At 60.6% G+C, this 12,941-nt stretch carries 15 protein-coding genes; 9 read left to right on the forward strand and 6 right to left on the reverse strand.

What is annotated here, in order from left to right; genetic code table 11:
• The 4 genes from ACEN9A_RS27955 to pilG are packed head-to-tail and all read right to left on the reverse strand — an operon-like array spanning position 1 to position 3,491.
• A complete protein-coding gene (locus ACEN9A_RS27955) occupies positions 1-2,058 on the reverse strand; it encodes a methyl-accepting chemotaxis protein (RefSeq protein WP_258671472.1) in 2,058 nt (685 codons plus the stop codon).
• A 40-nt stretch (positions 2,059-2,098) separates the two neighbouring features.
• On the reverse strand, positions 2,099-2,653 hold the full coding sequence (locus ACEN9A_RS27960) for a chemotaxis protein CheW (RefSeq protein WP_019650233.1): 555 nt from the start codon (positions 2,651-2,653) through the stop codon (positions 2,099-2,101).
• Positions 2,654-2,663: 10 nt separating this feature from the next.
• Complete coding sequence (gene pilH / locus ACEN9A_RS27965; RefSeq protein ID WP_007897961.1) at positions 2,664-3,029, reverse strand: twitching motility response regulator PilH; 366 nt, start codon at positions 3,027-3,029, stop codon at positions 2,664-2,666.
• Positions 3,030-3,086: 57 nt separating this feature from the next.
• Complete coding sequence (pilG, locus tag ACEN9A_RS27970; protein ID WP_007897954.1) at positions 3,087-3,491, reverse strand: twitching motility response regulator PilG; 405 nt, start codon at positions 3,489-3,491, stop codon at positions 3,087-3,089.
• 222 nt (positions 3,492-3,713) lie between these two features.
• On the opposite strand from pilG, the gene gshB reads away from it, so the two are divergent.
• The 7 genes from gshB (at position 3,714) to ACEN9A_RS28005 (ending at position 9,693) form a co-directional block, all read left to right on the forward strand.
• The gene (gene gshB, locus ACEN9A_RS27975) at positions 3,714-4,667 is read left to right on the forward strand and encodes a glutathione synthase (protein WP_018928715.1); all 954 of its coding nucleotides are present in this window, start codon (positions 3,714-3,716) and stop codon (positions 4,665-4,667) included.
• Positions 4,668-4,744: 77 nt separating this feature from the next.
• Positions 4,745-5,644 carry an energy transducer TonB gene (locus ACEN9A_RS27980; RefSeq protein ID WP_258671473.1) on the forward strand — a complete coding sequence of 300 codons (900 nt, stop codon included), beginning with the start codon at positions 4,745-4,747 and terminating at the stop codon, positions 5,642-5,644.
• Positions 5,645-5,771: 127 nt separating this feature from the next.
• Entirely contained in the window at positions 5,772-6,344 is a 573-nt protein-coding gene (locus ACEN9A_RS27985) for a YqgE/AlgH family protein (RefSeq protein WP_019650230.1), read from the forward strand.
• Complete coding sequence (gene ruvX / locus ACEN9A_RS27990) at positions 6,344-6,790, forward strand: Holliday junction resolvase RuvX (protein ID WP_018928712.1); 447 nt, start codon at positions 6,344-6,346, stop codon at positions 6,788-6,790. Before ACEN9A_RS27985 ends, ruvX begins: the two co-directional genes overlap by 1 nt.
• Positions 6,791-6,889: 99 nt before the next feature.
• Positions 6,890-7,393 (forward strand): bifunctional pyr operon transcriptional regulator/uracil phosphoribosyltransferase PyrR, encoded by a 504-nt coding sequence (pyrR, locus tag ACEN9A_RS27995; protein WP_018928711.1) that lies wholly within the window; start codon positions 6,890-6,892, stop codon positions 7,391-7,393.
• A gap of 27 nt (positions 7,394-7,420) precedes the next feature.
• Positions 7,421-8,425, forward strand: coding sequence for an aspartate carbamoyltransferase catalytic subunit (locus tag ACEN9A_RS28000; protein ID WP_007939362.1), 1,005 nt, complete (start codon positions 7,421-7,423; stop codon positions 8,423-8,425).
• A complete protein-coding gene (locus tag ACEN9A_RS28005) occupies positions 8,422-9,693 on the forward strand; it encodes a dihydroorotase (protein ID WP_258671475.1) in 1,272 nt (423 codons plus the stop codon). Before ACEN9A_RS28000 ends, ACEN9A_RS28005 begins: the two co-directional genes overlap by 4 nt.
• Positions 9,694-9,730: 37 nt before the next feature.
• Here the strand turns inward: ACEN9A_RS28005 and ACEN9A_RS28010 are convergent, their stop codons facing one another.
• The gene (locus ACEN9A_RS28010; RefSeq protein WP_019580618.1) at positions 9,731-10,162 is read right to left on the reverse strand and encodes an NINE protein; all 432 of its coding nucleotides are present in this window, start codon (positions 10,160-10,162) and stop codon (positions 9,731-9,733) included.
• Positions 10,163-10,412: 250 nt separating this feature from the next.
• On the opposite strand from ACEN9A_RS28010, the gene ACEN9A_RS28015 reads away from it, so the two are divergent.
• Complete coding sequence (locus ACEN9A_RS28015) at positions 10,413-11,033, forward strand: C40 family peptidase (protein WP_018928708.1); 621 nt, start codon at positions 10,413-10,415, stop codon at positions 11,031-11,033.
• A 105-nt stretch (positions 11,034-11,138) separates the two neighbouring features.
• Here the strand turns inward: ACEN9A_RS28015 and ACEN9A_RS28020 are convergent, their stop codons facing one another.
• A complete protein-coding gene (locus ACEN9A_RS28020) occupies positions 11,139-12,173 on the reverse strand; it encodes a type IV pilus twitching motility protein PilT (protein ID WP_258671476.1) in 1,035 nt (344 codons plus the stop codon).
• 57 nt (positions 12,174-12,230) lie between these two features.
• Here ACEN9A_RS28020 and ACEN9A_RS28025 point away from each other — a divergent pair, with 57 nt between their 5' ends.
• Complete coding sequence (locus ACEN9A_RS28025; RefSeq protein WP_258671477.1) at positions 12,231-12,917, forward strand: YggS family pyridoxal phosphate-dependent enzyme; 687 nt, start codon at positions 12,231-12,233, stop codon at positions 12,915-12,917.
• The last annotated feature ends 24 nt before the right edge of the window (positions 12,918-12,941 follow it).

Genomic DNA, 12,941 nt, shown 5'->3' on the forward strand with positions numbered 1-12,941 from the left:
TCAAGCGTTGTCCGCAGCTTGCGCAGGCTTGGCCGGCAAGGTGAAACCGGACACCGAGCGCCGCAGCTGGCTGGCCATTTTCGCCAGGTTGCCAATGCTCTCGGCGGTGGCGGTGGAGCCAGACGAGGTCTGCGTGGTGATCTGCTGGATCACGTTCATCGTCAGGGAAATCTGGCCGGCCGAAGACGTCTGTTGCTGTGCGGCGTTGGAAATACTCTGGATCAGTGCCGCGAGGGTCTTCGATACGCCTTCGATTTCTTCCAGGGCCACTCCGGCATCCTGCGCCAGACGCGCGCCGCGCACCACTTCGGTGGTGGTCTGCTCCATGGAAATCACCGCTTCGTTGGTGTCGGTCTGAATCGCCCGCACCAGCGTTTCGATCTGCCGGGTCGCCGCGGATGAGCGCTCGGCGAGCCGCTGTACTTCGTCGGCCACCACCGCAAAACCGCGCCCGGCGTCACCGGCCATGGACGCCTGAATGGCTGCGTTGAGGGCGAGGATGTTGGTCTGATCGGCAATGTCATCGATCAAGCTGACAATGTCGCCGATTTCCTGAGAAGACTCACCGAGGCGTTTGATGCGCTTGGCGGTGTCCTGAATCTGTTCGCGAATATTGTCCATGCCGTGGATGGTGTTGTGCACCACTTCGTTGCCCTTGTTGGCAATTTCCACCGAACGTTCGGCCACTGCTGAGGACTCGGCGGCGTTGGCCGAGACCTGATCGATGGACTCGGCCATGTCGTTGATCGCCATGGAGGCTTCGGAAATCTGCTGCGCCTGATGTTCCGAGGCCTGGGCCAGGTGCATGGCGGTGGCCTGGGTTTCCTGCACGGCGGCGGCGACCTGGCCGGCGGTGAGGTTGATGGTCGCCACCAGATCGCGCAGTTGGTCGACGGAATAGTTGATCGAGTCGGCGATGGTCCCGGTGAAGTCTTCGGTCACCGAGGCAGTCACGGTCAGGTCACCGTCGGCCAGGTCTTCGATCTCGTCCAGCAGGCGCATGATCGCGTTCTGGTTGCGCTCGTTCTTTTCGGCGGTTTCACGCAGCTGACGGTTGGTTTCGCGCACCATCACCAGACCGATGAGGATGATCGACATCAGAGCGAGCAAACCCAGCACGTAGCCGCCGATGGTATCGGTGTTGCGCCCGCCGGCGAGGTTTTCGAAACGGCTGGCCAGGTGCGAGGCTTCATCGAGCAGGGTTTGTGACAGGGTAAAAATGTTGCTGGCCGATTCGCGGACCTTGAACAGCTCCGGCGAAGTTTCAAGGATTTCGTCCACCGAGCCCGAGACGAATTCAAACAGCTCGGAAATCTCGGTCAAGCGGGCGCGGGCATCACGGTCTTCGACCTGGCTGATTTTCAGGGCCGCATTGCCTTGAAGCATGCCGTTGAGTACCTGGCCGAAACGCGCTGCGTCGCGACCGAACGCGTCGGCGGCTTGCTGCGAGTTTTCGTCGCCGGACAGCACGGTGTTCACCGCACCGAGAATCCGCTCGGCCAGCAGCGACTGACGCTGGGCCATCGCCACCTGAGCGGCCGGGGCGCCACGTTGCAGGAGGGTTTCGACGACTTTTTCATACTCGACCTGCAATTGCGGCACGGTTTCGGCCAGCGTCGCGGCGACTTGATGCAAGGACAATACGGTCTGTTCGCTGGAGAGAATAGCGTCAGTGTTTTTCAGCAACCGCTCCCAATCCAGCTGCACCGCGCGCATTTCCGCGCGCACGGTGGACGGTGCCGGCGGCAGGCCGGTGGAGGGATCGCCTTTTTTCAGATAGCCCCAACGCAGGGCGAAGTCGTTGCGCGCATCACTGAGCAACTTGAACGCCGCAGCCTTGCCGGCGGCGGCTTCGGTGGCATTCTTGGCGATGCGTTGCGACAGCACGCGCAGCTCACCGGCGTGGCCGATGTACTGCTTGTCGTAATTCGCCTGGGTGTTGAGGTACGCGAAGTTGGCGAACAGCAGCATGATGAAGATGATCAGCGCGATGAACAGCACGATGATCTGCGACCGGCTGCGCGACCCTTCCGGCGTACCTGCGTTTGCTTTAATCATCGGTCCTCGCCTGTCCTGCCCAATTCAACCTACTCCCCGGCTACAGCGCTACATTCATGAAACCTTGCGACTGCGCCAACGCAAACGGGCTGAACACCTGCCAATTCTGCTCACGCTGAAAGCGGCCTTTGACGAACGGCGCGATCGGCCCCTGCAGCTCATCCATGGGCACCGGTTCCAGGCTGTCCTGGGCAAAGTGCTGCAAGCCGAAGACCTCATCGACCAGCAACCCGGCGAACACGTCGTTGTGCTCCACCACCAGTATCCGCCGCTGCTTGCGCGAGGCCGACAGTTCATGGCCGGCCTCATAACCATAAAAGAAGCCGTACACATCCATGATCGGCAGCAGCCGCCCACGCAGGTTCGCTACGCCCTTGACCCAGGGCTTGACCCCCGGCATTTGGGTAACGCGCGGTTCGTGCAGGACTTCGCTGACTTCGCCCATGGGCGCGACGTACCCGTGCTCGCCCAAGCGAAAACCGATGCCGCTCCAGCTGTCCTGTCGAGTCGGCTGGGACGGCAGGTCCGCCGCCAGCAGACGACAACGTTGATCAATCTGCAGCAGCAGTTCGAAGGCCGTCAGCGACTCGGTCATGGCCGGACGATCAACCGGCCAGCACGTTGTTCAGCGTCTTGATCAGGGTGTCTTCATCGACCGGTTTGGTCAGGTAGTCCTTGGCGCCCTGGCGCGTGCCCCAGACCTTGTCGGTTTCCTGATCCTTGGTGGTGATGATGATCACCGGGATGTGCCCGGTTTCCGGGTCTTTGGTCAGCTGACGGGTCGCCTGGAAACCATTGAGGCCGGGCATGACGATATCCATCAGCACCGCGTCGGGTTTTTCCTGACGGGCCAGGGCCACGCCGTCGGCGCCGTTTTCGGCTTTCAACACTTCATGACCGTGCTTTTCGAGCATGCCGGTCAGTTTGTACATTTCAGTCGGCGAATCATCGACGATCAGAATACGTGCCATGGTCTTCCCCATTCTTGTCGACGCAAGGCCCACTGGCCGAGCGTCACTGTGCGTGTCCTACTGCGGCGAAACGACGGCAAAGCCCGGTACGTGGGCCTGGATCGCGTTCAGCAGTTCTTCCTTGCTGAAAGGCTTGGTCAAAAACTGGTCGGAGCCGACGATCCGCCCCTTGGCCTTGTCGAACAACCCGTCCCTGGACGACAGCATAATCACTGGCGTGGACTTGAACGCACTGTTGTTCTTGATCAACGCGCAGGTCTGATAACCATCCAGACGCGGCATCATGATGTCGACAAAGATGATGCCCGGGTGATTGTCGGCAATCTTGGCCAGGGCATCGAAACCATCGATTGCGGTGATGACTTCACAGCCCACGTTTTTCAACAGCGTTTCGGCGGTGCGACGAATCGTTTTCGAATCATCGATCACCATGACCTTCAAGGCGCTGGAATGCTGTTCCATAGGGGCTCTACCGTCGCCTTTGTGAATCAATTTGTCCGTTTGCGGCCCGAAACCCTTGATACTCAAGGGCCAGCACCACTTGGCAGCCTTTTTAGCACAGTCTCCCCGTCCAATCTATCGGGTGACCTTTGCGGTGGTTTTTCCTTGACCGGGAACCCACTCAGCGCCACTCTGACGCCACTTTTTCATCACACTTTCCACCCCAATTTCGAGGAAAACCCCATGAGCGTTCGCGTCGGGATTGTCATGGATCCTATCGCCAGCATCTCCTATAAAAAGGATAGCTCGCTGGCCATGCTGCTGGCCGCGCAAAAGCGTGGCTGGGAACTGTTCTATATGGAACAGCGCGATTTGTATCAGGCCGAGGGCCAGGCGCGCGCGCGGATGCGTCCGCTGAAAGTCTTCGCCGACCCGCACAAGTGGTTCGAGCTGGGCGCCGAATCCGACGCACTGCTGAGTGACCTGGACGTGATCCTGATGCGCAAGGATCCGCCGTTCGACATGGAGTTCGTCTACTCCACTTACCTGCTGGAGCAAGCCGAGAACGCTGGCGTGCTGGTGGTCAACAAGCCGCAAAGCCTGCGTGACTGCAACGAGAAGCTGTTCGCCACGCTGTTCCCGCAGTGCACGCCGCCGACCATCGTCAGCCGTCGCCCGGACGTGTTGCGTGAATTCGCCGACCATCACGGTGACGTGATCCTCAAGCCGCTGGACGGCATGGGCGGTTCGTCGATCTTCCGTCATACCGCGGGCCACCCGAACCTGTCGGTGATCCTCGAAACCCTGACCCTGCATGGCAAGCAGCAGATCATGATCCAGGGCTACCTGCCGGCGATCGTTGATGGCGACAAGCGCATCCTGATGATCGACGGCGAGCCTGTGGATTATTGCCTGGCGCGGATTCCGGCAGCAGGCGAAACCCGCGGCAACCTCGCCGCTGGCGGCCGTGGCGAAGCCCGACCGCTGACCGAGAAAGATCGCTGGATCGCCGCGCAAGTCGGCCCGACCCTGCGCGAGAAGGGCTTGCTGTTCGTCGGTCTCGACGTGATCGGTGAGCACCTGACCGAAATCAACGTCACCAGCCCGACCTGCATTCGCGAGATCGATAACGCGTTCGGCACCGACATCGGCGGCCAGTTGATGGATGCCATCGATCAGAAGCTCAAGGCTCGTTGATCGAGAACAGCCAAGAGACAACCAACATTGCGTTATCATCGCCGGCCTGTAAAAAACGCGATGTTGGTTTTCTTGTCATGACACTCCCGTCCGATCTGCCCCCTGAACTCGCCCATCGTGGCGTGCGCCCGGCCGATCGCCTCGGTTTTACCCTGTTTCTCGCGGCGCTGATTCACCTGGCCTTGCTGTTGGGCGTCGGGTTCACCATGGTCGAACCCAAGCAAATCAGCAAAACCCTGGAAATCACCCTCGCCACCTTCAAAAGCGAAACCAAGCCGAAAAAAGCCGATTTCCTCGCTCAAGAGAATCAGCAAGGCAGCGGCACCCTGGATAAAAAGGCCATTCCCAAGACCACCGAGGTCGCGCCCTTCCAGGACAACAAGGTGCAGACGGTCACTCCGCCGCCAACCGCCAAACCCCAAGTGCAGGAAGCCGCGCCCAAGGCCGCCGTGACGACTGTCGCGCCGAAGCCGAAAAAAGCCGCGACCAAGCAGGAAGACGTCAAGACCGAGACCAAGCCCAAGGTCGAAGCACCGACCTTCGACAGCTCACAGCTGTCCAGCGACATCGCCAGCCTGGAAGCAGAACTGGCCAATGAACAACAGCTGTACGCCAAACGCCCGCGCATCCACCGCTTGAGCGCCGCGTCGACCATGCGCGACAAAGGTGCCTGGTACAAGGATGAATGGCGCAAGAAGGTCGAGCGCATCGGCAACCTCAACTACCCCGACGAGGCCCGACGCAAACAGATTTATGGCAATTTGCGCCTGATGGTCTCGATCAACCGCGACGGCTCGCTGTATGAAGTGTTGGTGCTGGAATCGTCCGGCCAACCGCTGCTGGATCAGGCGGCGCAGCGCATCGTGCGGCTGGCCGCGCCGTTCGCACCGTTTACCGGGGATCTGTCGGACATCGACCGTCTGGAAATCATCCGCACCTGGAAGTTTGCGCGTGGGGACCGGTTGTCCAGTAATTAGCCGGAAGATTTGCAGTGATCGAGCCAATGCCTTCGCGGGCAAGCCCGGATCAAAAAGACACCTGCACAGGCATTTCCTGTGCATCCTCAGCTTGTCAGTTCGCCCCTCCAACGCCACACTAGCGCTCATGAAGAACGTCAGCCCCAGCTACCTCAAGCATCACTTCCTGATCGCCATGCCTCACATGGCCGACCCGAACTTTGCGCACACCTTGACCTACATCGTCGAGCACACGGCCAATGGTGCCATGGGGCTGGTGGTCAACCGTCCGCAGGACCTGAACCTGGCCGATATCCTCGAGCAATTGCGCCCCGATATCGAACCGCCAGTGCTCTGCCAGCACGTGCCGATCTTTATCGGCGGCCCGGTGCAAACCGATCGCGGCTTTGTCCTGCACCCGTCGGGAAAAACCTATCAGGCTACCGTTGATCTGGATGGCGAATTGTCGCTGTCGACCTCCCAGGACGTGCTGTTCGCCATCGCCGACGGCGTCGGCCCTGCGAAAAGTGTGATCACCCTCGGCTATGCCGGTTGGGAAGCCGGGCAACTGGAAGCCGAACTGGCCGACAACGCCTGGCTGACTTGCCCGTTCCATGCCGACATCCTGTTCAACACCAGCAGCGAGTTACGTCTCGAAGCGGCGGCCAAGCACCTGGGTATCAACCTCAGCCTGCTCACCAGCCAGGCGGGGCACGCCTGATGGCCCTGCGGCTGATTCTGGGTTTCGACTACGGCACCAAGCAGATCGGCGTTGCGGTCGGCCAGGTGATTACCGGCCAGGCCCGCGAGCTGTGCACCTTGAAGGCACAAAACGGCATTCCCGACTGGAATCAGGTCGAAGCCCTGATCAAGGAGTGGAAACCCGACGCCGTGGTGGTCGGCCTGCCGTTGAACATGGACGGCACGCCCAGCGACATGTGCCTGCGGGCCGAAAAATTCGCCCGGCGCCTGAACGGCCGCTACAACCTGCCCTTCTATACTCACGACGAACGCCTGACCACCTTCGAGGCCAAAGGCGAACGCCTGGTCCGTGGCGGCCAGAAGGGCAGTTACCGCGACAACCCGGTCGATGCCATCGCCGCCGCCCTGCTACTGCAAGGCTGGCTCGACGAAAACACCGCACTGTTCGAATCCTCAAGCACCTGATCCTGACGAGTCGCTGCGCGTCTCTTTTAGCTACAACCCGAGCCCCCACCCAGGCGCTATACCCCAAAAGCAGGGCTCGGGACCAAGAAGGAGCAAACCATGAGCCTGCCTAATCCCGCCGAACTGATCAGCCAGATGGCGATCCGTCTCAAGGCTTACCTGGAAAACCGTGGCATCAGCGAACCGCGTTATATCGGTATTCGGACCGGTGGCATCTGGGTCGCTCAGGCGTTGCTCAAGGAGTTGGGCAGCGACGCGCCGCTGGGCACCCTTGATGTGTCCTTCTACCGCGACGACTTCAGCCAGAGCGGCCTGCACCCGCAAGTACGCCCTTCGGCGCTGCCCTTCGAGATCGAAGGCCAGCATCTGGTGCTGATCGACGACGTACTGATGAGCGGTCGCACCATCCGCGCCGCGATGAACGAACTGTTCGACTACGGCCGCCCGGCCAGCGTGACGCTGGTGTGCCTGCTGGACCTGGACGCCGCTGAGCTGCCGATCCGCCCGAATATAGTCGGAGCGACCCTGTCACTGGCGGCCCACGAACGGGTGAAGTTGTCCGGTCCGGAACTCAAGCTCGAACTGCAAGACCTCGCCCTTTAATTCGCCCTATTGAGAGTCCCCCTCGCGATGACGCCTCTAGAAACCAAGCGCCCGCTGCAGCTCAATGATCAGGGCCAGCTACGCCACTTCCTCTCGCTCGACGGTTTGCGCCGCGAGCTGCTGACGGAAATACTCGACACCGCCGACTCGTTCCTCGAAGTCGGCGCCCGGGCGGTGAAGAAAGTCCCGTTGTTGCGCGGCAAGACCGTGTGCAATGTGTTCTTCGAGAACTCCACCCGCACCCGCACCACCTTCGAACTGGCGGCCCAGCGGCTGTCCGCCGACGTGATCACCCTGAACGTGTCCACGTCATCGGCGAGCAAGGGCGAAACCCTGCTCGACACCCTGCGCAACCTCGAAGCCATGGCCGCCGACATGTTCGTCGTGCGTCACGGTGATTCTGGCGCGGCGCACTTCATTGCCGAACATGTCTGCCCGCAAGTGGCGATCATCAACGGTGGCGACGGCCGTCACGCGCACCCGACCCAGGGCATGCTCGACATGCTCACCATTCGTCGGCACAAGGGTGGCTTCGAAAACCTCTCGGTGGCCATCGTCGGCGACATCCTGCACTCGCGGGTAGCACGCTCGAACATGCTGGCCCTGAAAACCCTCGGCTGCCCGGACATTCGCGTGATCGCGCCGAAAACCCTGCTGCCGATCGGCATCGAGCAATACGGTGTGAAGGTCTACACCGACATGACCGAAGGCCTGAAAGACGTCGACGTGGTGATCATGCTGCGCTTGCAGCGTGAGCGCATGACCGGCGGCCTGCTGCCGAGCGAAGGCGAGTTCTACCGCCTGTTCGGCCTGACCACCGCGCGCCTGGCCGGCGCCAAACCCGATGCCATCGTGATGCACCCTGGGCCGATCAACCGTGGGGTGGAAATTGAGTCGGCGGTGGCCGACGGTCCGCACTCGGTGATCCTCAACCAGGTGACCTACGGCATCGCGATTCGTATGGCCGTGCTGTCCATGGCCATGAGCGGGCAAACAGCCCAGCGCCAATTCGAGCAGGAGAACGCCCAGTGAAGCTCAGCATTCTCGGCGCACGCGTTATCGATCCGGCCAGCGGCCTGGATCAAGTGACTGACATCCATGTTGAAGCCTGCAAGATCGTCGCCCTTGGCGCCGCTCCGGCCGGTTTTGTTGCCGTCGACACCATCGACGCCAAGGGCCTGGTGGCCGCCCCGGGTCTGGTTGACCTGAACGTTGCCCTGCGCGAGCCGGGCTACAGCCGCAAAGGCTCGATCGCCAGCGAAACCCGCGCAGCCGCCGCCGGCGGCGTGACCAGCCTGTGCTGCCCGCCGAAAACCAAACCGGTGCTGGACACCTCGGCCGTGGCCGAACTGATCCTCGACCGTGCTCGTGAGGCCGGCAACACCAAAGTTTTCCCAATCGGCGCCCTGAGCAAAGGCCTGGACGGCGAGCAGCTGGCCGAACTGGTCGCCTTGCGCGATGCCGGCTGCGTGGCTTTCGGCAATGGCCTGGAGAGCTTCCGCAACACCCGCACCCTGTGCCGGGCACTGGAATACGCGGCGACGTTCGACCTGACGGTGATTTTCAACTCGCAGGATCACGACTTGGCCGAAGGTGGCCTGGCCCATGAAGGCCCGACCGCAAGCTTCCTCGGTCTGCCGGGCATTCCGGAAACCGCCGAAACCGTGGCCCTGGCCCGGGATCTGCTGCTGGTCGAGCAAAGCGGCGTACGTGCGCACTTCAGCCAGCTCACCAGCGCGCGCGGCGTAGCGCTGATCGCTCAGGCCCAGGCTCGCGGGCTGAAGGTCACGGCGGATGTGGCGTTGTATCAACTGATCCTCACCGACGAAGCGCTGATCGACTTCAGCAGCCTCTATCACGTCCAGCCGCCACTGCGCACCCGCGCCGACCGCGATGGCCTGCGGGCAGCGGTGAAGTCCGGTGTGGTATCCGCCATCTCCAGCCACCACCAGCCCCATGAGCGCGACGCCAAGCTGGCACCGTTCGGCGCGACCGAACCGGGCATCAGCAGCGTTGAACTGCTGCTGCCGCTGGCGATGACCTTGTTGGAAGACGGTTTGCTCGACCTGCCGACGCTGTTGGCACGCCTGAGTGCCGGCCCTGCCGAGGCGTTGCGCCTGCCGGCAGGGAAATTGGCAGTAGGTGGCGCGGCAGACATCGTGCTGTTTGACCCGACGGCCTCGACCGTGGCCGGTGAAACCTGGCTGTCCAAGGGCGAAAACTGCCCGTTCATTGGCCACAGCCTGCCAGGCGTAGTGCGTTACACCCTGGTGGATGGGCGGATCAGCCACCAGGCGTAGAACCCTGTGATGAGGGAGCTCGCTCCCTCATCACAACTTACTGGAAAGCGCCTCTGTTCTGCGCGTTACGAATCGAAATCTGATCGTTCAGCGTCCAGAAGTCATACAACACCCCCAGAAAGAACAACCCGCCCGTGACCAGGTACAGCAACCCGCTGATCCACTTCCCCTGATACATCCGGTGTACGCCGAATACCCCAAGGAACGTCAGCAGAATCCACGCGACGTTGTATTCGATGGGGCCGGCGGTAAAGCGCAGGTCTGCTTCACGATCCATGGCCGGAATCAGGAACACGTCGATCAACCAGCCAATACCCAGCAAGCCCAAGGTCAAAAACCAGATCGTCCCGGTCACTGGCCTGCCGTAATAGAAGCGGTGAGCCCCGGTAAAACCGAAAATCCACAGCAGGTAACCAATCACTTTGCTGTGCGTGTCTTGTTGTGAAACGGGTTGTCGATAGGTGTTCATGGATGGCCTCGATTCACGCGATAGAGAAATATTCTTGAATTCTTTGTGACTTTTTTACAGGCAGCCGACATACGGCGAATGCTACCTTGGGTCCCGTCAAAGCCTTGTAACACCTGACTTGTGTCCGACAATTGCGCCAAATTGCCGCTTATTTGGTTCCGTTGACCCCAAGGTTGAATCGACCAACGGCCTCGGAAGGGACAAAAAAGCTGTTATAAAGTTGCGCGCTAACCCATACGAGCCTTGCCTAATGCGTCCATTTTTCAAGACATGGCTAACCATTTGCCTATTATTGCCCCTGGCCGCCCACGCCACCAATCGTGAGCAACGTCTTCCGAACGTTAATGGTTACACCCCAAAATCCCATGTTTCTGCTCCTTCGAGCAAAAACCAACAGACAGTAAAACGTTCCACCCAACTGAGCCGCGCCAACGGCAAGCTGGTTCCGCCGATGGCGACCAAGGAAAGCAGCAACGTGTTGAGCCGCGCGGTAAACGTGCTCGGCACACCTTATCGTTGGGGTGGCAGCAGCCCAAGTAAAGGGTTCGATTGCAGCGGCCTGGTAAAATACGCGTTCAACGACGCCACCTTCGACCTGCCACGCACCTCCAATGCCATGGCCAGCGGTCACGGTGAGAAAGTCGATCGCAACGAACTGAAGCCAGGCGACCTGATCTTCTTCAACATCAAGAGTCGCCGGGTCAACCATGTGGCCATCTACCTGGGCAACGACCGCTTCATCCACGCACCACGCCGTGGCAAGTCGGTAAGCATCGACACCCTGAAGAAGCCGTATTGGGATAACCACTACGTGGTTGCCAAGCGGGTTCTGCCGAAAGAACCGAATCAACTGCGCGTCGTACAGCGCTGATTTCAAGCAAGATCAAAAGATCGCAGCCTTCGGCAGCTCCTACGCAGGAATACGCGTTTTCCTGTAGGAGCTGCCGAAGGCTGCGATCTTTTGCTTTTAAGGCACTCAAAAATTATCCGGCGAGCGCGCCTTCTCCCGCGCATGCTCGCGACTGATCACGCCTTTGGTCACCAGCTCCTTCAGGCACATATCCAGCGTCTGCATCCCCAGCGACCCTCCGGTCTGAATCGACGAGTACATCTGCGCCACCTTGTCTTCACGGATCAGGTTACGGATCGCCGAGGTGCCGAGCATGATTTCGTGGGCGGCAATCCGCCCGCCGCCGATTTTCTTGATCAAAGTCTGAGACACCACCGCCAGCAACGACTCGGAGAGCATCGAACGCACCATCGATTTCTCGTCGCCCGGAAACACGTCCACCACCCTGTCGATGGTTTTTGCCGCCGATGTGGTGTGCAGCGTGCCGAACACCAGGTGGCCGGTCTCGGCGGCGGTCAGTGCCAGCCGAATGGTCTCCAGGTCACGCATTTCCCCGACCAGAATCACGTCCGGGTCTTCACGCAGGGCCGAACGCAGGGCCGTGGCAAAGCTGCGGGTGTCGCGATGGACTTCACGCTGATTGATCAGGCATTTGCGCGATTCGTGGACGAACTCGATTGGGTCTTCGATGGTGAGGATGTGGTGATGGCGATGGTTGTTCAGGTAATCGATCATCGCCGCCAGCGTGGTGGACTTGCCGGAACCGGTCGGGCCGGTCACCAGCACCAGGCCTCGGGGGGATTCGGTAATCTTGCGAAACACTTCCCCCATGCCCAGGTCGTCCATGCTCAGGACCTTCGACGGAATGGTCCGGAATACCGCGCCCGCGCCACGGTTCTGGTTGAAGGCATTGACCCGAAAACGTGCCACGCCGGGCACTTCGAAGGAAAAGTCGGTTTCCAGATGCTTCTCGAAGTCCACCCGCTGGAGGTCGTTCATGATGTCGTAGATCAGCTCATGCACCTCCTTGTGGTCCAGGGCCGGCAAGTTGATGCGTCGCACATCGCCATCGACACGGATCATCGGTGGCAGGCCGGCGGACAGGTGCAGGTCGGACGCGCCCTGTTTGGCGCTGAAAGCCAGCAGCTCAGTGATATCCATAGCGCTCCTCAATTCCAGTAGAATGCCGCGAACCTCAGACCCGCTGGCGCCTCTTGAATGTCCACGATAGCAGACAACATTGCTCAGGTTAGTTCACGCATCCACGCTGCGGCCCTAGCCGCAAAGCGTGACGAACACAGCATCCAGCTACTGGCCGTGAGCAAAACCAAGCCCGCCGAGGCCCTGCGTGAGGCCTATGCCGCCGGGATCCGCGACTTTGGCGAAAATTACCTGCAGGAAGCCTTGGGCAAACAGCTCGAATTGGCCGACCTGCCCTTGATCTGGCACTTCATCGGCCCCATTCAATCGAACAAGACTCGTGCTATCGCCGAGCACTTCGACTGGGTGCACTCCGTGGATCGTTTGAAAATCGCACAACGCCTGTCTGAACAGCGCCCTGCCGATTTGCCGCCCTTGAACATCTGCATCCAGGTCAACGTCAGTGGTGAAGCCAGCAAATCCGGCTGCACCCCGGCCGATCTGCCCGCCCTGGCCGATGCCATCAGTGCGCTGCCGCGTTTGAAATTGCGCGGGCTGATGGCGATTCCCGAGCCGACTGAAGATCGCGCCGCCCAGGATGCCGCCTTTGCTGCCGTGCAAAGCCTGCAAGCCAGCCTGAACCTGCCACTCGACACACTTTCCATGGGCATGAGCCACGACCTCGAGTCGGCCATCGCCCAGGGCGCCACTTGGGTCCGCATCGGTACGGCCCTGTTTGGCGCCCGCGATTACAGTCGACCATGAACATGGCTGACTCACCTCTCTATA

The organism is Pseudomonas sp. Pseusp18 (assembly GCF_059506005.1).